The organism is Myxococcus sp. CA051A (assembly GCF_013336705.1).
Lineage (GTDB): Bacteria > Myxococcota > Myxococcia > Myxococcales > Myxococcaceae > Myxococcus > Myxococcus llanfairpwllgwyngyllgogerychwyrndrobwllllantysiliogogogochensis.
The window spans coordinates 1,345,496-1,366,955 of record NZ_JABUMS010000001.1 but is presented as its reverse complement, the minus strand read 5'-3'; the positions used below and the strand labels follow the sequence as shown (position 1 = coordinate 1,366,955).

General features: G+C 69.3%; 7 protein-coding genes. All 7 read left to right on the top strand.

The genetic code is table 11. The annotated features are described in order from the left end of the window. Positions 1 to 6: 6 nt before the first annotated feature. The 7 genes from HUA74_RS05420 to HUA74_RS05390 all read left to right on the top strand — a co-directional run bounded on the left by HUA74_RS05420 (position 7) and on the right by HUA74_RS05390 (position 21,458). Entirely contained in the window at positions 7 to 1,152 is a 1,146-nt protein-coding gene (locus tag HUA74_RS05420; protein ID WP_174453633.1) for an acyl-CoA dehydrogenase family protein, read from the top strand. A gap of 15 nt (positions 1,153 to 1,167) precedes the next feature. After that, positions 1,168 to 2,742 (top strand): amino acid adenylation domain-containing protein, encoded by a 1,575-nt coding sequence (locus HUA74_RS05415; protein ID WP_174453632.1) that lies wholly within the window; start codon positions 1,168 to 1,170, stop codon positions 2,740 to 2,742. Between the two features lie 82 nt (positions 2,743 to 2,824). Then, positions 2,825 to 3,124: an acyl carrier protein gene (locus tag HUA74_RS45410; protein WP_141642387.1), complete on the top strand. Its 300-nt coding sequence runs from the start codon at positions 2,825 to 2,827 to the stop codon at positions 3,122 to 3,124. Next, complete coding sequence (locus HUA74_RS05405) at positions 3,124 to 4,944, top strand: condensation domain-containing protein (protein WP_174453631.1); 1,821 nt, start codon at positions 3,124 to 3,126, stop codon at positions 4,942 to 4,944. Before HUA74_RS45410 ends, HUA74_RS05405 begins: the two co-directional genes overlap by 1 nt. Positions 4,945 to 4,974: 30 nt before the next feature. Next, complete coding sequence (locus tag HUA74_RS05400; protein WP_174453630.1) at positions 4,975 to 6,138, top strand: zinc-binding alcohol dehydrogenase family protein; 1,164 nt, start codon at positions 4,975 to 4,977, stop codon at positions 6,136 to 6,138. Beyond that, positions 6,135 to 14,960 (top strand): non-ribosomal peptide synthetase/type I polyketide synthase, encoded by an 8,826-nt coding sequence (locus HUA74_RS05395; protein ID WP_174453629.1) that lies wholly within the window; start codon positions 6,135 to 6,137, stop codon positions 14,958 to 14,960. Before HUA74_RS05400 ends, HUA74_RS05395 begins: the two co-directional genes overlap by 4 nt. Continuing rightward, positions 14,961 to 21,458, top strand: a complete 6,498-nt coding sequence (locus tag HUA74_RS05390) for a type I polyketide synthase (RefSeq protein ID WP_174453628.1) — start codon at positions 14,961 to 14,963, stop codon at positions 21,456 to 21,458. Positions 21,459 to 21,460: the final 2 nt, after the last annotated feature.

The following is a 21,460-nucleotide window of genomic DNA, read 5'->3' as shown; positions in this document are numbered from 1 at the left end:
GCCGTCATGGACTTCGCGTGGACACCCGACGAGCGTCGGATGAAGGCCGCGGCGGTCGCCTTCGGCCGCGAGCGCCTCGACTTCGACGTCGTCACCCTCGACGCCGAGGGCACCTTCAACCGCGAAGGGTGGCACCGGCTCGCCAGCTTCGGCGCCGCGGGCTTTCCCATTCCGCGCCGGTATGGCGGCGCGGAGCACCCGGTGCCCATCACCGCCCAGGCGCTGGAGGGGCTCGGGTACGGCTGCGCCGACAACGGGCTGCTCTTCGCGCTGGGCGCCCACCTGTGGGCCTGTGCGCTCCCCATCCTGCTCTTCGGCACGGAGGCGCAGAAGGAGCGCTACCTGCCGGCGCTCGCGCGCGGAGAGATGCTGGGGGGCCACGCCATGACGGAGCCCGAGGCCGGCTCCGACGTCGCCGCCCTGCAGACCACCGCCACGCGCAAGGGCGAAGGCTACGTCCTCCAGGGGCGCAAGGTCTTCGTCACCAACGGCCCCGTGGCGGACCTCCTGCTCGTCTTCGCCACCGTGGACGCCTCACGGGGACGCGACGGCCTGACGGCCTTCCTCGTGGAGAAGGGCCAGCCCGGGCTCCACGTGGAGCGCACCGTCCCGAAGATGGGCCTGCGCACGGCGAGCATGGGCGAGCTGCGGCTCGACGACTGCGAGGTCCCCGCGAGCAACCGCCTGGGTGAAGAGGGCGGCGGGCTTGCCCTCTTCTCGCAGATGATGGAGTACGAGCGCGGCCTCATCCTCGCGCCCGCGCTGGGGGCGATGGAGCGCACGCTGGAGCGTTGCATCCGCCGCGCCCGTGAGCGCCAGCAGTTCGGCAGGCCCATCGGTGGCTTCCAGGCCATCTCCAGCAAGCTGGTGGAGATGAAGCTGCGGCTGGAGACGGCGCGGGGCCTCTTGTACCGCTTCGCCTGGCTCAAGCAGCAGGGCCGCTCGGCCATGTTCGAGGCCTCCCTCGTCAAGCTCCACGTCAGCGAGTCCTGGGTCCAGACGAGCATGGAGGCGGTGCAGCTCCACGGCGGGCTGGGCTACCTCACCGAGACGGAGTTGGAGCGGGAAGTGCGTGACGCATTGGGGAGCCGGATTTTCTCCGGCACCTCGGAGCTCCAGCGAGAGCTCGTGGCCCGCTCCATGGGCCTGTGACGGAGAACCACAGCCATGTTGTTCCAGTATCTTGAAGACAGCGCCAGGGCCCACTCCGCCCGGATCGCCGTCATCGACGGAGAGCGGACCTACTCCTACGAAGAGCTCGAGGCGGCGTCGAATCAGATGGCCCGCACGCTCAGGAACCAGGGCATCGGCCGGGGCGACCGCGTGGGCCTGCACCTCGACAAGTCCCTCGAAGCCATCATCGGTCTCTTCGGCATCCTGAAGGCCGGTGCCGCCTACGTCCCCATCGACCCCGCCTCGCCCGAGTGGCGGCTGAATTTCATCGCCCGGGACTGCGCGCTCTCGGGCGTCATTACCATCCCCACCTGGCATGCCTCCCTGCGCGCCGTGGAGAGTCTGCGCTGCATCATCCTGGTGGAGGCCCGCCCGACGAACACGCTCCGCCTCCCCCAGGAACCGGGCGCCCCGGTGACGCTCACCTGGGCCGACGTGCGAGCCCAGTCCAGCGCCCCGGTGGAGCCGCTCGCCGAGTCCTCCCCCGAGGACCTCGCGTACATCCTCTACACCTCCGGCTCCACGGGGCAGCCCAAGGGGGTCATGCTCAGCCACCGCGCCGGGCACGCCTTCGTCGACTGGGCCTTCAACGTCGCGGGAGTGCGCCCCGGGGACCGCGTCTCCAGCCACGCACCCCTCCACTTCGACCTGTCGGTCTTCGACGTCTTCGCGACCGCGAAGGGCGCCGCGACACTCGTGCTCGTCCCCACCTCGCTCTCCGTCTTCCCCCGCGAGCTGGCGGACTTCATCGCGTACAAGCACATCGCCATCTGGTACTCGGTGCCCTCGGTGCTCACGCAGTTGGTGGCCCGGGGCGAGCTGTCGCGGCACGGCTTTCCGAACCTGCGCACCGTGCTCTTCGCCGGTGAGGTCTTCCCGCTCAAGTATCTGCGCCAGCTCGTCCTCACCCTGCCCAGGCCGCGCTACCTCAACCTCTACGGCCCCACCGAGACGAACGTCTGCACATTCCACCTCGTCACCCCCGCGGACCTCGCGCGCTCCGAGCCCCTGCCCATTGGCCAGGTCTGCTGTGGGGACGAGGTCTTCGTCATCCGCGATGACGGCATCCTCGCGGGAGATGGAGAAGAGGGAGAGCTGTGCGTCGCGGGCCCCACGCTGATGAGCGGGTACTGGGGCATGGAGGAGCGCACACGTCAGGTGCTCGGGCCCATTCCGGGCCACGCCTTCGCCTATCGGACCGGAGACCGCGTCATCCGGGAGAGCGGCGGCGCGCTGTGCTTCCTGGGCCGCAGGGATGACATGGTCAAGGTCCGGGGTCACCGCATCGAACTGAGCGCCGTGGAAGAGGTGCTCCTGCGCCATCCGGATGTCGAGGAGAGCGCGGCGCTGACACTCCCGGACGATCTCACGGGCAATGAGCTGCGCGCGTTCGTCGTGCTGCGCGACAACGCGAGCACCAGCCCGCAGGACCTGCGACAGCACTGCGCCAACTACCTTCCCCGCTACATGGTCCCCACGCGCATCGACGCGTGTGACGCCCTGCCGAAGACGACGACAGGAAAGAAAGACAAGGTCCGGCTCCAGGAGCAGGCACGACAGCTCGTGTGAGCCCTCTCTCGAAGACAGTGTTTGCCTCATCGGGTCACCGACCCGAGGGGATTCGTATTCCCTGAAGCCGGAGTGAGCGTCCGTGAACGAGACAGTGGCGAGCTACACCGAAGAGCAGGTCGCGCAAATCATCCGCGCCCACATCGACCAGGAGTTCCTCTTCCGGACCAAGGACTCCGGACTGGCTGATGACGACAGCCTCATCGCGCGCGGAGTCATCGACTCGATGGGCATCTTCCGCCTCGTCAACTTCCTGGAGCAGCGGTTCGAGATTTCCGTCAGTCCGCCCGACATCGTGATGGAGAACTTCCGCAGCCTCCAGGCCATCCGGGCGTTCACCGTCACGCGGCTTCGCGGCCGTGACGGGCAGGAGACCGACTGATGCATCCGGACATCTGGAGGGCCTTCCAGCAGCTGCATGCGCTGCGCTCGGAGGCTCCACCGCTGGTCCTGCGCGAGCACATCGAGGACCCGCCCGCGTCCTTTCAGCAGGAGCGCCTGTGGTACCTGGACCAGGCGAACCCGGGCGGCGCGGCGTACCACCTGCCCGTGGCCTTCCGTCTCTCCGGTCCGCTGGACTGGCGAGCGCTGCGCCTGGCCCTGGAGGCGCTCGAACACCGGCACGAGTCCCTACGAACCTCGTTCGACTCCAGCCGTGGCAAGGTCGTCCAGCGCGTCCGCGCGCCCGGCGCCTTCGTGCTCCCCACCGTCAGCCTGCGCGACGAGGCACAACGGCCCGAGCAACAAGAGGCCCGGCTGCGAGAGGCGCTGAACCGGGAGGCCTGGCGCCCGTTCGACCTCCACCGGGAGGCCCTGTTCCGCGCGACGCTGTTCGTCCTGGGCGCGCGGGAGCATGTCCTCCTGCTCAACTTCCACCACATCATCTACGACGGTTGGTCCCAGGACGTGCTCTTCCGGGACCTCTCGGAGCTGTACACGGCCTTCCACAAAGGGGGCCCCGCGCCCCTGCCGGAGCTGGACGTGCGTTGCACGGACCATGCGCTCTGGCAGCGCAAGTGGCTCCAGGGCAGCGCTCGCGAAGCGCTTCAGGCGTACTGGCGGGAGCACCTGAAGGAACGGCTGCACGGCCCCCGCCTCGCCTCGCGGACGCGGGCTGGCAACGTGACCGCACCGGGCCTGCGCGAGCTGGGACGGCTGCCCATCACGCTCTCTCCAGAGCTCTCCAACGCCATCCTCCAGTTCACCCGGGAAGCGGGCGCCACCGTCTACATGGTGCTGCTCGCCGCGTTCCACGTCCTGCTGCATCGGCACTCCGGCGGGCAGGAGCGGCACTTCGTGTGCAGCCCCATCGCCAATCGTCCGCAGGCGGAGACCGAGCGCCTCATCGGCTACTTCGTCAACCTGCTGGTGTTGCCGGCGGACCTGCGCGGTGACCCGAGCTTCCAGCAACTGCTGGAGCAGGTGCGCGGTGTCGTGGCGGGCGCGCTGGCGCACCAGGACCTCCCCGTGCAGCTCCTCGACGGAGTCGACCTGGGCGGCGAGCCCCTGTCGCAGGCCCTCTTCGCCTTCGAGAACACCCCTCGCTACCCGCTCCAGCTCACGAAGCTCGACGTCGCTCCCGTCGAGCTCGAGGGCGGCACGTGTGATTTCGACCTGTTCCTCGCGCTTCACGAGGAGAAAGGCGTCATCTCGGGCACGCTCAAGTTCTCCCGCCAGCGCTTCGAGACGGATGAGGCGGCGAGGCTGCTCCGCGACTTCGAGACCATCCTGAGCCGGGCCGTATCCGCGCCGGGGCAGGCGCTCTCGACCTTCCTTCCCGACCTCATCGTGCCCCGCGCCGACACGCCGCCGGAGCCCATCACCCCAGAGCCCGCACGGGCTCCGCTTCCGCCACCGTCCACGGACGTGCTCGCGGCGCTGGGCGCGGCCAGGCCTGAGCAGCGCCGGGCCTTGATGAGGGATTACCTGCGGGGCACGGTCATCCGCGTCGCGCTCCGAGGACAGCCGCCGGACGTCGCGTTCCAATCCCTCCAGGAGCTCGCGCTCGACTCGCTCCGGCTCATCGAGCTGACGGGACGAATCCGCACCGAGCTGTCCATCGACATGCCCGTCTCCCACTTCTTCGAGGCGACGAGCGTGGATGTGCTGGCGGATGAGCTGCTCACGCGGTGGCTGCGCGCGCAGTTGACGGAGCCCCGAGCCCCCGCGGTCGGTGGGCGACGAGAGCTTCTCACGCTGTAGCCACACCACGCGCACAGGGGGACTCCAAACATGAGCTATCAAGCCGACGCCTGGGTCATTCGCGAGGGTGGCACCGATGAGCCACGGCGCGCCCGACTGACGCGCACGCGCGTCACCGTTGACGCCATCCAGGAAGACGAGGTCCTCGCGGCGCCGCTCTACGGCTGCTGGGAGGGAAACAACGAGCACGCGCTCGAACGAAAGCCCATCGACATCTGCAAGGTCCGCCAGGAGCAGGAGATCGTGCTCGGCAACGCGGGCGTCGTCCGGGTGCTCGAGACGGGCAAGGGCGTCACCCAGGTCCAGGGCGGCCAGCTCGCGATGATGTTCCCGAGCGGGGAGACGGATGCCTACGGCTACACCGTGAAGGCCCTGGGCTACGAGGCCCCGCGACAGATGGGCTGCATGGCCACGCTGATGAAGCTCAAGGGCCGGCAGGTCATTCCCATTCCGGAGAACACGCGGCACTCGCTGGCGCAGTGGGCGGCCTTCAGCGTCCGCTATGTCACCGCGTGGGCGAACTGGCGCGTCGCTTCGGCGGTCTTCCGAACCCAGATGACGGAGCAGGAGTGCCCGTCGCCGCATGTCTGGGGTTGGGGCGGAGGAACGACGCTCGCGGAGCTGGCGCTCGCCAGACTCCAGGGCTGCCGCGTCGTCATGCTGTCCGGCGCGCACCGGCACCTGGATGAGATTCGAGGAGCGGGCCTGGAGGTCATCGACCGGCGCGCCTTCAGCGGCTTGAGCTACGAGCCGGAGCGCTGGGATTCCGACCCGGATTACCGCGCCCGCTATCAGGCCGCGGAGGCCGGGTTCCTCGCGGAGGTCTCTCGTCGCACCGACGGAGAGATGGTCCACCTGTTCCTCGACTACATCGGCACGCCCGTCTACCGGGCCACCATCAAGGCCCTGGCCCGACAGGGTGTGATTGCCACCGCCGGCTGGAAGGAAGGCATGTCCATCTCCCTCTTGCGCGCCCGCGAGTGCATCACCCGGCATCAGCACATCCACACCCACTACGCGCGCTATCAGGAGGGCGTGGACGCGGTGGCCTTCGGAGAGGCCCACGGCTGGATGCCCGACGTCGGCCCGCGCATCCACACCTTCGACGAGCTGCCCGAGCTGGCGGAGGCGTACCGCGCCGGTCACACCAACTACTTCCCCTGCTTCACCATCAACGAGGAGGGGAAGACTTGAGTCGGGACAGCGGGGTGACGGCACTGCTCACGCGCCTCTTCGACCTGGGGATTCGTCTCTGGGTGGAGGGTGGAAGGCTCGCGGTGGATGCACCGGAAGGCGCGCTCACCGCGGAGCTGCGCGCGGAGCTCTCCGCACGCAAGGCGGAGCTCATCGCGCTGCTCGACGACAGCATGGGGGATGCGCGCGCGGCGGAGCTGCCCGCGCTCATCTGCCGCCCCGAGGAACGGGACGAGCCCTTCCCGCTCACCGACATCCAGCAGGCCTACTGGGTCGGCCGTGGCGGCGACTTCGAGCTGGGCGCGGCCATCCACGTCTACGTCGAGATAGACAGCGAGACGCTGGACCCCGCGCGCTTCGGTGAAGCGTGGCGACGCCTCATCCAACGCCACGAGATGCTCCGCGCCGTCGCCCTGCCCGACGGGACGCAGCGCATCCTCCGCGACGTCCCCGACTACGAAGTGGCCGTCGAGGACTACCGCGCGCTGTCCCCGGAGGAACGTCAGCGTCGCCTGGACGCCCACCGCGAGCGGCTGGCGCAGCAAATCCTGCCGCTCGACACCTGGCCCCTGTTCGAGATTCGCGCGGTGCGGCTGGAGGAAGGCCACCGGCTCTACTTCAGCATCGACTGCACCTTCGTCGACTCGTGGAGCGTGCAGGTCCTCTTCCGGGAGCTCATCCAGCTCTACGCCAACCCGGACGCGACGCTGGACCCGCGCGAGCATGGTCAGTCGTTCCGCGACTACGTCCTGGCCACGCGCGCCCTCCAGGAGACGGAGCTCTACCGTCGCTCGGTGGATTACTGGCGCGGAAGGATTGCCACCCTGCCCCCCGCGCCCGACCTGCCCAGGGTCCAGCAGGTGGGTGCGCCCCGTCATCCGCACTTCGTGCGCCGTGAAGCCCGCATCGAGCGAGCACGTTGGGAACGCCTGGTGGAGCGCGCACGCGAGCTTCAGCTCACGCCCACGGGGCTGCTGCTCGCCTGCTACGCGGAGGTCATCGCCCACTTCAGCAAGAGCCCGCACTTCACGCTCAACGTGCCGCTCTACAACCGACTTCCCCTGCACGAGGACGTGGGGAAGATGGTGGGGACCTTCTCCTCGTTCCTGCTCGTCGAAGTGGACCACCGCGCGGGCGGTACCTTTCAGCAGCGGGCCCGAGCGCTCCAGGAGCAGCTCTTCAAGGACTTGGAGCACCGCTACATCGGCGGGGTGGAGATCCTCCGCCAGATGTTCCGCGAGCGCGGGAAGATCAGCGGCGCGTTGATGCCCGTGGTGCTCACCAGCTTCGCCAGCGGCGTCGAGGGCTGGGACTCCTGCTGGGTGGACCATCTGGGCCGCGCCTTCGGCCGTGTCGTCCACTCCGTCACGCAGACGCCGCAGGTGTGGATTGACCACCAGCTCGTCTTCCAGGACGGCGGCGTGTTCTACAACTGGGACGCTGCGGATGAGCTGTTCGCTCCGGGCCTCCTCGACGCGATGTTCGCGTCCTACCAGCGGCTCATCGACCGGCTCGTGGACGAGCCCGACGTCGTCCACGAAAAGCCCCTTCGCCTGTCCACGCCCCAGGTCGCGGCCGGACCACGGCGTGACGGCGAACGCTCCGAACGCCTGTTGCACTCGCGCTTCGTGGAGCAGGCCACCGCACAACCCGACCGGCCCGCGGTCATCGCCCCCGGGCGCACGCTGAGCTACGGCGAGCTGCTGCAGAGGAGCACCGCGCTCGCCCACGCGCTCACCCAGGCGGGCGCGCGGAAGAACCACCCCGTGGCCGTGGTGATGGAGAAGGGCTGGGAGCAGGTGGTGGCCACCCTCGCCTGCTCCATCGCCGGCGCGCCCTATCTCCCCATCGACGCGGGTGTTCCCGGGGAGCGACTGAAGCAACTCCTCGAGGACAGCACCTGTGAGCACCTCGTCACCCAGCCATGGCTGGAGCCGCGCCTCGAATGGCCCTCCACCCCACGACGCTTCACGGTGGAGCCCCTGGAGCCGACCTCCGGCCTTGCGTTGCCAGAGGCTCCGGTTCAGGGCGCGGATGACCTCGCGGTCATCATCTACACGTCCGGCTCCACGGGCCGCCCCGGTGGAGTGATGCTCGCGCACCGAGGGCTCGTACACGCGCTCGATGAGACGCTGCGCGAGTTCTCCATCGGTCCAGAGGACCGGGTCCTGGCGCTGACGGCCTTGCACCACGACATGTCGATGTTCGACGTGTTCGGGATGCTGTCGGCGGGCGGCGCCATCGTCTTCTGCGAGGCCACGGCGCGGAAGGAGCCCGCGCGCTGGGCAGAGCTTCTGCGCACCGAGCGCATCACCGTCTGGAACTCGGTCCCTGGAATGATGGAGATGCTCCTGGCCCACGCCAGCGGGCGTCCCGAGCCGCTCGCTCCCGCGCTGCGCCTCGCCTTCATGGGCGGCGATTGGATTCCCCTGGACCTGCCGGAGCGACTCCGCGCGCTCGTGCCGGGTGTGCAACCCGTCAGCGTGGGTGGGCCCACCGAGACGAGCCTCTGGAACATCTGGTTCCCCATCGGGAAGGTCGACCCCGACTGGAAGAGCATCCCCTACGGCCGGCCCATCGCGGACACCCGCTACCACGTCATGGACGAGACGCTCAGGGAGCGTCCCCTGTGGGTCCCCGGCGAGCTGTGCTGCTCGGGCGTCGGCGTGGCCCAGGGCTACTGGCGCAACGAGGCCCGCACGAGAGAGCGGTTCGTCACCCACCCCGTGACGGGCGAGCGCCTGTACCGCACGGGCGACCTGGGACGACTGCTGCCGGACGGCACCGTCGATATTCTGGGGCGCGTCGACTTCCAGCTCTCCATCCTCGGCCATCGCGTCGAGCCCGGTGAAATCGAGGCCGCGCTCCGACTCCACCCGGAAGTCTCTGCTGCTGTCGTCGTGGCGGATGGAGACCGCCACGCGCCTCGCCTCCTCGCCTACGTGGTGCGGCGCGCAGGGGCCATGCTGTCTCAGGAGCCGTTGCGACGCTTCCTCGGGGAGCGCCTCGCGGACCACATGGTCCCCTCCATCGTGGTGTTCCTGGAGCAGCTCCCACTCGGCCCCACGGGCAAGGTGGACCGCGCCGCACTGCCCAGGCCGGAGGCCCTGCGAGTCCTCACCGAATCGCGTATCGATGACGGAGCGCCCGCGCACGAAGCCGAGGCCGCACTGGCCGCCATCGTCCGCGACGTCCTTCAACTCCCAGAGGTGGAGCGGAGGAAGAACTTCTTCGAGCTGGGCGCCAACTCCGTCCACCTGGTCCGCATCAACGCCCGCATCCGACAGGAGCTGGGTGCGGACATCCCCACCGTGGAGCTGTTCCAGAACGCGAACCTCGCCGCGCTGGCCGCGCACCTGGGACGGGTGCGACGCGGAGACTCCGGCGCCCCCTCCGAGCGGGTGACCCAGGCCCGCGCGGACACCCTCGAGCGAAGCCCCATCGCCATCATCGGCATGAGCGCACGGCTCCCGGGCGCGCCTGATGTGGAGGCGTACTGGAAGAACCTCGTCGAGGGCGTCGAGTCGGTGCGCTTCTTCACGGACGAGGAGTTGCGGGCGCAGGGCCTTGCCCGGGAGATGATTGGCAATCCGCACTACGTGAAGGCGGGCGCGGTCCTCGACGACATCGCCGGCTTCGACGCGGACTTCTTCGGACTCACCGCTCGCGAGGCGCTGCTCACCGACCCGCAGCAACGGCTGTTCCTCGAATGCGTGTGGGAGTCACTAGAGCGCGCGGGCTACCGCCCTGACGCGACAGGGAAGAAGGTCGGCGTCTTCGCCGGCAAGAGCCTGAGCAATTACATCTATCCCGAGCTCGACCTCACCCAGCCCCTGCCCTACTTCCAGCGGCTGTTCGGCAACGACAAGGACTTCGTCGCCACACAGGTCTCCTACAAGCTCAACCTCACGGGCCCCAGCATCACGCTGCAGACGGCCTGCTCGACGTCGCTCGTCGCGGTGACGCTCGCCTGCCAGTCCCTGTGGAACCGCGACTGCGAGATGGCCCTCGCGGGCGGCGTCTCCATCAAGGTGCCCCACCACCTGGGATATCTCGCGGAGCCCGGCTCGGGGATGTTCTCCCCAGACGGCCACTGCCGCCCCTTCGATTCCCAGGCGCAAGGCATCCTCCCCGCGAGCGGCGCGGGGGTCGTGGTGCTCAAGCGGCTCGACGAGGCGCTCGCCGACGGGGACGCCATCCACGCCGTCATCCTCGGCGCGGCGGTGAACAACGACGGCGGGGACAAGGTCGGCTTCTCCGCGCCGAATCGCGACGGACAGGCGGAGGTGATTGCTCGCGCCCAGGCGATGGCGGGCATCCCTCCGGAGACGGTCGGCTACATCGAGGCGCACGGCACGGGGACGCCGCTCGGAGATCCGATGGAGATCGCCGCGCTCACCCAGGCCTTCCGGCTGGGAACTCCGGCGAAGGGCTTCTGCGTGGTGGGCTCGGCCAAGTCCAACTTCGGCCACCTGGACACCGCGGCGGGCGTGGCGGGGCTCATCAAGGCCGCGCTGACCGTGGAGCGCGGGCTCATCCCGCCCACCCTCCACTTCGAGCGCCCGAATCCCGCCATCGGCTTCGAGCAGACCCCGTTCTACGTCAACGCGCGGCTCCAGCCGTGGCCGGAGGGTCCGCATCCGCGTCGCGCGGGTGTGAGTTCATTCGGCGTGGGCGGGACGAACGCGCACGTCGTGCTTGAAGCAGCGCCCAGGCGTGACACCTCGCCGTCCCGACGCCCCGTCCATGTGCTGCCGCTTTCAGCGCGCAGTCCTCGCGCACTCGAAGCCCTGGGCAGACGCTTCGAGAGCTTCCTCGCGAGCGCCTCGGACTCCGAGCTCGCGGACATCTGCTACACGGCGGGCCTGGTCCGGTCGCACTTCTCCCATCGACTGGCCGTCGTGGGACGCACCGCCGAGGAGCTGCGGGAGCGACTGCGAGCGAGCCTCGATGGGGCCCTGGCACCGGGTGTGTCCCGAGGTCAGGCCCAGGCCGAGCAACCCCCTCGCGTCGCGTTCCTCTTCACCGGCCACGGAGCGCAGTACGAGGGCATGGGGCGAGCGCTCCATGACGCGAGTCCCGTGTTCCGCGAGGCCCTGGAGCGGGTGGCGGCGCTGCTTCGCACGGAACTCGAAACACCCCTGCTCGCGGTGCTGTACGGGAGTGAGTCCCACCGGCTCACGGAGCTGGCCTATGCCCAGCCCGCCATCTTCGCGGTGGAGTACGCGCTGACGGAGCTGTGGCGCTCTTGGGGCATCGAGCCGGACGCTGTCCTCGGACACAGCCTGGGCGAGTACGTCGCCGCGCTCAACGCGGGTGTCTTCTCGCTGGAAGATGCCGTGCGACTGGTCGCGGCACGCGGACGGCTCATGGAGCAGTTCGCGCTGGAGGGCGAGACCATCGTCGTCCTCGCGGACGAGGCTCGCGTCCGCGAAGCCCTGACGAAGCATGGTGGGCGCGCATCCATCGGCTCCATCAACGCGCCCCAGAACTTGGTCGTTTCCGGTGAAGGACCCGCCGTGCGGCAGCTCACGGACGAGTTGGTGGCGCAGGGCATCGAGGTCAAGAAGCTGGAAGCCTCGCGCGCGGCCCACTCGCACCTGATGGACCCGATGCTGCCGGCCTTCGAGAAGGTCGCGCGAACCGTCACCTACCGTTCGCCCAAGCGGACCCTCATCTCGAACCTGACGGGCCGGCTCGCAGGAGCGGAGGTCGCGACGCCCGAGTACTGGGTGCGGCACCTTCGTGAGCCCGTGCAACTCGCGGAGGGGATGCGGACCCTGGCCGAACAGGGGACGCAGGTGTTCCTGGAGATCGGCCCGAAGCCGACCCTGGTCTGGATGGGGCGCGAGTGTCTGCCCGTGGCCCAGGCACAGTGGTTGTCGAGCCTGCGCAAGGGACATGAAGACTGGCACCAGTTGCTGGAGTGCCTGGCGGCGCTCTACACGCACGGCGCACCGGTGAGCTGGCGCGGCTACGAGCAGGCGGAGGAACGCCGACGCGTGGCGCTTCCCACGTACCCGTTCGAGCGACAGCGGTTCTGGTCCGACGAGGCCGGTCCGCGAAGCACCGCGCGCCGCGACGACACCCGGACCACACATCCGCTGCTCGGAGCACGCGTGGCGGCGGCGACCCTGCAGCCGGGAGAGCTGTTGTTCGAGTCGCGAGTCGGTGCCACCTCGCCCTCCTATCTGGGCGACCACCGCGCGCTCGGAACGGCCCTACTGCCCGGCACGGCGTATCTGGAGCTGGCCCTCGCGGCCGGCGCGGTCGCCCTTCCGAATCAGGCGCTCGTCGTCGAGGACCTGGCGCTCGAACAAGCGCTCATCCTGCCGGAGCAAGGTGAAGTCACCCTCCAGACCGTGGTGCGAACCACGAGCGAGCAGGTGCTCTCCATCGAGGTCTTCCGACGCGAGGAGACCCACGAGGGAGAGTCCCGGTGGATACGCCATGCCTCCGGCAAGGTACGGCCGACAGGCGCCGAGACGCTGGTGCCGACACGGCTCGAAGCCTCACTCCTTCAGCCTTCCGGCCTCGGGACGCAGGCTGGAGAAGCGCACTACACGCGGGCCCGAAAGCTTGGGGCGGAGTTTGGAGAGTCGTTCCGAGGCCTCGTCGAGCTGTGGAGTAACGACGCGGGAGCCTGCGCGCGCATCGAAGTCCCGGAGCAACTGCGCGACGAGCCCAAGCCCCATCACGTCCATCCCGCCGTGCTCGATGCATGCCTCCAGCTCGTCGGCGCGGTGGGCCCGGAGCTGAAGGAAGGCGAATGGATGCTGCCCGCGAGCTTCGGCCGGGTGCGCGTCCACCGAGCGTCACTGCCCAACAGGTTGGTGAGTCGGGTCATCCCCCGCTCGTCCCTCCTGACGGACGTCTTCGTCTACGACGAGACAGGCGACGAAGTGCTCCGCGTCGAGGGCTTCGAGCTCAAGCGCGTCCGGGGAGAAGCCTTCCTCCAAGGCGCTCGGCCGGGGCTCGAGGACGCACTCTATGAGCCCGCCTGGCGCGAGCAACCTCGTCCCGTCAGCGAGGTCACCCATCGCCCCTCGACATGGCTCCTCATCGCGGACGAACAGGGTGTCGCCGAAGCCCTCCGTGCACGCGTGGAAGAGGATGGACGAGACGCCTGCGTCATCGCCCGCGTCGGCCCACGTTACGAGCGACATGAAGCCCATCGCTTCCAGCTCGACCCCACGAACCCAGAGCACTTCACGCGGTTGCTAGCGGAGCTGGCCCACGAGGAGCGACCGTTGCGTCAGGTCATCCACCTGGGCTCGCTCGACTCGCCGTCCGACCAGCCACTCCAAACGGAGACACTGGGTGAGGACCTTCACCGGACCTGTGGCGGCGTGCTCCATCTCGTCCAGGCGTTGGTCGCGCGGAACGAACCCCCTCCGGTCCTCCAGCTCGTCACGCGAGGCGTCCAGGAAGGCAATCCTGGCACTGGCTCGCTGCTGTGGGGACTGGGGCAGGTCATCGCCCTGGAGCATCCGGAGCTTGGCTGTCGGCGGGTAGACCTCGCGCCGTCAACAGGGCCCGAGGCGAGCCGCGAACTCCTCGCGGAGCTTCGCTGTGAGAGCCAGGAGGCGCAGGTCCGGCTCGAAGGTGGGTCACGACAGGTCGCACGACTGCGCGTCGCGGAGGCTTCCCGCGCGGAGGGCGCTTTGCGTCCCGATGCCACCTACCTCATCACCGGAGGCTTCGGGCGCCTGGGTCGTCTCGTCGCGCAGTCAATGGTCGACCGGGGCGCGCGCTCCCTGGCCCTCCTGGGCAGACACGTGCCCTCTGATGATGACGCGGGAATCGCCGCGCTCCGGTCCGCGGGCGCGCGCATCCTCTGCCTCGAAGCGGATGTGAGCCGTTTGGAGAGCGTGAGCGCGGCGCTCGACGAGGTGCGCGGGTTGCTTCCGCCACTTCGAGGCGTCGTACATGCGGCGGGCGCCGTCCACGATGGGCCTCTGCGGACACAGTCGTGGGAGTCCTTCGCCCAGGTCCTTGCCCCCAAGGTCCAGGGAGCCTGGAACCTCCACACCGCGACCCGGGGACACACGCTCGATTTCTTCGCCCTGTTCTCCTCCGTGTCCTCCCTGCTTGGGAATGCGGGACAGGCGAACTACGCCGCGGCGAATGCCTTCCTGGATGGCCTCGCGCGACACCGCCGCTCGCTCGGCTTGTCGGGTCTGAGCATCGCCTGGGGCCCGTGGTCCGGAGAGGGCACGGCCGCGAGCGACGTCTTCGCGGAGCGTCTGCGCAGACAGGGACTCGGCCTGCTCTCACCCATGCACGGCCTCACCGCGCTGCACCGACTGTGGGCCCACGCTCGTCCCAACATCGCCGTCGTGCCCATCGACTGGAAGCAAATCAGCGGCACTGTGTCCTCCACGTTCCTCATGGAGCTTGTCAGCCGAGGTGACTCCCTCCGGAAGAGCGGCGCCGCGCAGCAAGGCTTCCGCCAGCGAATCGAGGCCGCGCCAGCGTCGGAGCAACAACCGCTCCTGCGAGCCCACGTGCGTGAGCAGGTGGCCGCGGTCCTGGGCCTGACTTCGTCCGCCGTCGGCGTCGACCGGGGATTGTTCGACCTCGGCCTGGACTCGCTCGGCTCGTTGGAGATTCGCAACCGCCTCCAGGCCTCGCTGCCCTGCACGCTGCCGTCCGTCGTGGTGTTCAAGCACCCGAGCGTCGACCAACTCTCCACGTATCTCGCCACCGAAGTGCTGCGACTCGCCTCGGCGACACCCCGCCCCCAGGAAGAAGCCGGCGAGGAGTTGCCGCTCGACGAAGTGGTCCGCCGGTTGGAGCGAAAGCTCGAGGACATGGGCTAGATGAGCACGTCAATTCCCAGTGGCGGTCAGGAAGCCCTCCTGCGGCGCGCACTGCGCAAGCTGGAGGAAACCGAGTCCAAGCTCCACACCCTGGAGCGAGGCCAGCGCGAGCCCATTGCCATCATCGGAATGAGCTGCCGCTTCCCGGGTGGGGCCACGAGTCCCGAAGCCTTTCGTGAGCTGCTGGCCTCGGGGCGCGACGCCGTGCGCGACGTGCCCGTCGAGCGCTGGGATGCGGAAGCGCTCCATGACCCGGACCCGGATGCGCAAGGTGCGCTGACCGCGCGCAAGGGCTGCTTCATCGACCAGCCAGACCAATTCGACGCGGCCTTCTTCGGCATCAGTCCACGCGAGGCCGCGCGGATGGACCCGCAGCAACGGCTGCTGCTCGAAGTGAGCTGGGAGGCGCTGGAGCGAGCAGGCGTGGCGCCGGACTCGCTGATGGGAAGCGCGACCGGGGTGATGGTGGGCGTCGCCAGTCACGACTACTTCGAGATGTCCACGAGCGCGCCGGAGTCCATCGACGCCTATACGGGCTCGGGTACGGCGCTGAGCGTGGCGGCGGGGCGACTCTCGTACGTCCTTGGCTTGAGAGGGCCCGCGCTCTCCGTGGACACGGCCTGCTCGTCGTCCCTGGTCGCGGTCCACCTCGCCTGTCAGTCGCTGCGACTGGGCGAATGCAACCTGGCGCTCGCGGGCGGCGTGAGTCTGATGCTCGCACCCATCCTCGCGATGATTGAGTCGCGCACGCGCATGCTCGCACCGGACGGGCGGTGCAAGACGTTCGACGCGGCTGCGGATGGAGTGGTGCGGGGAGAGGGCTGCGGAGTGGTCGTGCTCGAGCGGCTGTCCGACGCTCAGCGGGCAGGCCATCGAATCCTCGCGGTCATCCGAGGCTCGGCGGTCAACCAGGACGGTCGCAGCGCGGGACTCACCGTGCCGAACGGCTCCGCGCAGGAGGCGGTCATCCGCCGGGCCCTGGAGCAGGCCGACCTCGCACCGAAGCAGGTCGGCTTCGTCGAGGCACACGGCACGGGCACCTCGCTCGGAGACCCCATCGAGGTGGAGGCCCTGGGCGCCGTGCTGTCCACGGAGCGCGCGCCAGAAACCCCGCTGTTGATTGGCTCCGTGAAGCCCAACATCGGGCACCTGGAGGCGGCGGCCGGCATCGCGGGTTTGATGAAGCTGGTGCTCTCGCTGGAGGACGGCACCCTCCCGCCCCACCTCCACTTCACCACGCCCAACCCGCGCATCGCCTGGGACTCCCTCGGGGTGCGCGTCGTGACGGAGCCGACTCCCTGGCCGCTCATCGATGGCCGGCGCATCGGTGGAGTCAGCTCCTTCGGCTTCTCGGGAACGAACGCCCACGTCATCGTGGAGCAGGCCCCCGCGCGAGAGGAACAGCCCACCGCTCCCGAGCGTCCTTGGTCTCTCCTGACGCTGTCTGGCGCCACACCGGAGGCGCTGGAAGCCCAGGTCGACCAGTACCAGCGTCACCTCGCTCGGCATCCCGAGCTGCCACTCTGCGAGGTGGCTGCCACCGCGAACAGCGGACGCACCCACTTCCGTCACCGTGCCGCGTTCATCGCCCGGAACACCGAGGAGCTCACGAGCCAGCTCCAGCGAGGGGAGTCCGTCATCCGAGGAGTCATCCCGGATGAGCCTCCGCGCATCGCCTTCCTCTTCAGTGGCCAAGGCGCCCAGTACGCGGGCATGGGCAAGGAGCTGTTCGCCTCCGAGCCGCGCTTCCGTGAGGCGCTGGAGCGCTGTGACTCCGTCCTCGCGTCGCGCCTGGAGCGGTCCCTCCTCTCGGTGCTCTTCGACGAAGACGCGGGGTCTACGCCGCTGTCACGAACCGCCTACGCGCAGCCCGCGCTCTTCGCGCTCCAGTACGCGCTGGTTGAACTGTGGAAGTCCTTCGGCATCGAGCCGGCGGCGGTTTTGGGTCACAGCGTCGGTGAGCTCGCCGCGGCGTGTGCCGCCGGAGTCTTCTCGCTGGAGGACGGGCTGACGCTCGTCTCCGAGCGAGGCCGGATCATGCAGTCCCTCATGGACGAGGGACATATGGCCGCCATCTTCGCGGAAGGCACCGGGTCCCGGCTCCTCGACGTGTCCCACGCGTTCCACTCCCCGCTGATGGAGCCGATGCTGCAGGGCCTCGGAGCCGTCGCCGCGAGGCTTCGGACGACGGACCCTCGGGTCACCTTCATCTCCAGCGTGACGGGCCGGGCCATGGGCTCGGAGGTCACTCGACCTGACCACTGGGTCGGGCACGTGCGCAGCCCGGTGCGCTTCGCGGACGGAATGCGCGCGCTTCGTGCCACCGGCTGCGAGGTCTTCCTGGAGGTGGGCCCGGGGTCGGCGCTGCTCGACCTGGCGAAGAGCAACCTGCCAGACGACGGGGGCCTGTACCTGCCCAGCCTGATGAAAGGCTCGTCCGATTCACGCGGGCTCCTGGAGACACTGGCGCGGCTTCATGTGCGCGGTGCTCCCGTGCGGTGGGCGGCGCTCGAAGCCCGTGGAGCCCGGAGCCGAATCACCCTGCCGACGTACCCCTTCGAGCGCCGCCGCTACTGGCTCAAGGAGGAGACCTTCCAGTTCAGGTCCGGCCGCACGCCAGCTTCCGGCGAAACACCGACGACCCATCCCCTGTTGGGACATCGGTTGCACTCACCCGTGCAGGGTCCTGATGACGCTCACTTCGAGGCACACCTGGGACCTGCCTCACCCCCACTGCTGGGACAGCATCGCGTCTTCGGGCGCGCTGTGGTCCCCGCCACGGCCTTCATCGAGCTGGCGCTCGCGGCCGGACAGCGGACGCTTGGCGAGGGAGCCCTGCGCGTGGAGGCGCTGGAGCTCTCTCAGCCGCTCTTGCTGCCCGAAGAGGGCACCACCGTGGTGCACACCGTGCTCGCGCCCGAAGGTCCGGGACGGCGTGGGGTGCGCATCTTCAGCCGAGCCGAGGGGGCATGGCGCCTCCACGTCACGTGCAAGGTTCGTCGGGACGACACGCGCCGCCCCGAAGCCACTGTCGTCGTTCCTCCCGCACGGGAAGCCCTGCTCTCCGTCGAGTCCCACTACCAGCGGACCCGCGAGCACGGCCTGGCGCTCGGCCCACTCTTCCGCTCCATCCAGTCGCTCTGGCGCACCGAGCGAGGAGGGGGTGCGCATGTCGTCCTTCCGAATCGAGCGGGGAACTACGTCCTGCACCCTGCCCTGCTGGATGCCTGTCTCCAGGCGCTGAGTGTGGGTTTCGGTGACGCAGTGGAGGGCGAGGCGTGGCTGCCCGTGGGCCTGGAGCGACTGACGGTCCACGAGTCCCCCCGCGAGGCCGCCTTCTGCGAGACACAAGAGCGCCCCTCTTTGGGGAAGGGTCGCCTCCAGGTCGACGCGTGTCTCCGCGCGGAAGACGGCCGGGTGCTCGTCGTCGTCGAGGGACTGGAGCTGCGCCTCGCACGTCGCGAGGCCTTCCTGGGAGGACAGCCCGCCTCCGACTGGCTCTACACAGTCGACTGGCCTCTTGCGCCCCAGGTCGACGCCGAAGCCGACTTCATCCCCGCGCCGCGCATCCTCGGTGACGCCGTGCGCGAGGGCTTGGGCTCCATCATCCCCGAGGACGACGTCACGCGGTACACGGCGGTCCTCGGGCGGCTCGAAGCCGCGAGCCTCGGTTACATCCTCGCCGCAGTCCACCGACTGGGAGCGGGCTTCGAGCCCGGCCAGCGCTTCAGCACCCGCGAGCTGGCGGAGCGGCTCCGGGTCGCCCCGCCCCATCAGCGCCTGCTCGGGCGACTGCTCGCCATTCTCTCCGAGGAAGGCGTCCTGGAGCGCACCGGAGAGGGCTGGCATGTCCTCCAGGAACTCCCGCACGCACGAGCGGAGCGACTGCCCGTCTCCGAGGAGGACTCGTCTTCCACACGGGCCCAGCTCGCGATGTTGGAGCGCTGCGGAATGGAGCTCGCGGCCGTGCTTCGCGGCGAGCGCGACGCGCTCGAGCTGCTCTTCCCCGATGGCAACCCAGACGCGGTGGCGGAGCTCTACCGAGGCACTCCGGTCATCCGGATGATGAACACCGTGGCGCAGCAGGTCGTCACGCGCGCGCTCGCGGGTGCACCACCGGAGCGTCGGCTGCGCATCCTGGAGGTCGGCGCGGGGACAGGTGAAACCACGGCCTGGGTACTGCCGCGACTGCCCGCCGAGCGGAGCGATTACCTCTTCACGGACGTCTCCGCGTTCTTCACGGAGCGGGCGGCGGAGCGCTTCACGGACTTTCCCTTCGTCCGCTACGAGGTGCTGGACGTCGAGCGGACCCCGGTCGGCAAGGAGCGCTTCGACCTGGTGCTCGCCTCCAACGTGGTGCACGCGACGCGGGATGCGCGACGAACCCTGCGCAACCTCCGCGAGCTGTTGGCACCGGGAGGGACACTCGTCCTGCTGGAAGGAACCGTCGCGCTGCGCTGGGTGGACCTCACCTTCGGGCTCACGGACGGCTGGTGGCGCTTCGAGGACACCGCCCTGCGCACCGACTGCCCGCTTCTCCCAGCAGCGCGTTGGTGTGAAGTGCTCGAGGAAGAAGGCTTCGCTCACGCGGACATCGCATCTCCGAGCGACGCTCTGCCGCCCCTCCTGGGACAGCAGGCCGTCATCGTCGCGCAGACGCCTCGAACTCCGAAGGAGACTCGCGCGTCTGGCGCATGGCTCATCCTCGCGGATCGAGGGGGCGTGGGGCAGGCACTGGCCCATCAGCTCCAAGCCCAGGGAGGCGAGTGCTTCCTCGTTCACGAGACGGGGTCCAACATTGACCCTCGTTCCGCCGCATCCCTCGCCCTGTTCCAAGCCAAGGTCGCCAACGTTCGGGGCGTCATCCACCTGTGGTCGCTGGATGGAACGTCCGCCGCCCACCTGTCCACGCAACAACTGCGCGAAGCCTCGAAGGCAGGCTGCGGCAGCGTCTTGCAGTGCGTCCAGGCGATCACGCAGGGAACGCAGTCACCGCCTCCACCCCTGACGCTCATCACGAGAGGAGCCCAGCCCGCGGGCGGCGCGGTGCCAGGGGTGGCGCAGTCGACGCTCTGGGGGCTGGCCCGCGTGATTGCCCGTGAGCATCCGGAGCTGCGCTGCCGCATCATCGACCTGGAAGACACGCCGACGACCTCCGAGCCCGAGGCGTTGCTCGACGCAGTGCTGGACCCGAGCGATGAGCAGGAGTTCGCGCTGAGAGGTGTGGAGCGCAGGGTGGCCCGCCTCGTGCGCGCCGGCCAGCTCGCGCCAACGCACAGCGTGTCCATCCGCCCTGATGCCACGTACCTCATCACGGGTGGGCTCGGTGGACTGGGTCTGCTGACGGCACGCTGGCTCGTTGAGCGGGGAGCACGCCACCTCGCGCTCCTCTCGCGCAGGCCGCCGGGACCCAAAGCCCGGACGGCGATGGCGGAGCTCACGGCGCGAGGAGCCACCGTGCTGGCCCTGCCGTGCGACGTCTCGCGCGAAGAGTCGCTCACACAGGCACTGGCCGAGCTGGAGCGGCGCCTTCCGCCGCTGCGAGGCGTCTTCCACTCCGCGGGTGTGCTGGAGGATGGCGTCCTCTCGGGACTGAGCTGGGAGCGCTTCGCCACGGTGCTCGCGCCGAAGGTCGATGGAGCCTGGAACCTCCATGTGCTCACCCGGACGAAGCCCCTGGACCTCTTCGTCATCTACGGCTCGGCGACGTCGCTGCTGGGCGCCTGGGGACAGGCGAACCACACGGCCGCCAACACCTTCCTCGATGCCTTGGCCCACCATCGGCAGGCCCTCGGACTGCCCTGCACCTGCATCGCCTGGGGCGCGTGGGAGGGAGTCGGCGCCGCGAACCGCGCGGAGGCAGGCACGCGCATGGGCGAGCTGGGCATGAGCACCATCAGCCCCGAGCGAGGCCTGGAGCTGCTCGAACGCATCCTCGCGTCCAGGGCCGCGCAGCTGGGTGTCATGCCCATCGTCTGGTCGGAGTTCGCACGGAAGGTCGGCGCCAGTCCCTATCTGTCGCGACTGCTCGCCGAGACGAAGGCGGAGCCGGAGCAGCCGGCGCGAGAGGGCCTGCTGGCACGCCTCCAGGTCGCCTCCGTGCACGAGCGACGGGTGCTGCTGGACGAGCACGTCCGGAGCCAGCTCGCGCGCGTGCTGGGCATGAGCAGCCTGGACTCCGTCGATGGAGACCACCGCCTGTTCGACCTGGGCATGGACTCGCTCACGGCGGTCGAGCTGAAGAACCGGCTGTCCACGAGCCTCGAACGCCCGCTGCGCTCGACGCTCGTCTTCGACTTCCCGCGCATCGACGCGCTGGTGGAGCACCTGGGACGCGACGTGCTGGGAGTGCTCCCACCACCCGAGCCCGTGGCGGCTCCCCACCTCCCGCCCTCCTCGTCCCCACCTCCCATTCCGCACGCCCAGGAGATTCAGGGCATGTCGGACCAGGAGCTGGAGGCGCTCATCACCCATGAGTTCCAACTCGTTTCCCGTTGAGG

What these genes read in the sequence shown, in the direction of transcription:
- HUA74_RS05420 (WP_174453633.1), top strand. Translation starts at nt 7, where the DNA reads ATGGACTTCGCGTGGACACCCGACGAGCGTCGGATGAAGGCCGCGGCG.
- HUA74_RS05415 (WP_174453632.1), top strand. Translation starts at nt 1,168, where the DNA reads ATGTTGTTCCAGTATCTTGAAGACAGCGCCAGGGCCCACTCCGCCCGG.
- HUA74_RS05405 (WP_174453631.1), top strand. Translation starts at nt 3,124, where the DNA reads ATGCATCCGGACATCTGGAGGGCCTTCCAGCAGCTGCATGCGCTGCGC.
- HUA74_RS05400 (WP_174453630.1), top strand. Translation starts at nt 4,975, where the DNA reads ATGAGCTATCAAGCCGACGCCTGGGTCATTCGCGAGGGTGGCACCGAT.
- HUA74_RS05390 (WP_174453628.1), top strand. Translation starts at nt 14,961, where the DNA reads ATGAGCACGTCAATTCCCAGTGGCGGTCAGGAAGCCCTCCTGCGGCGC.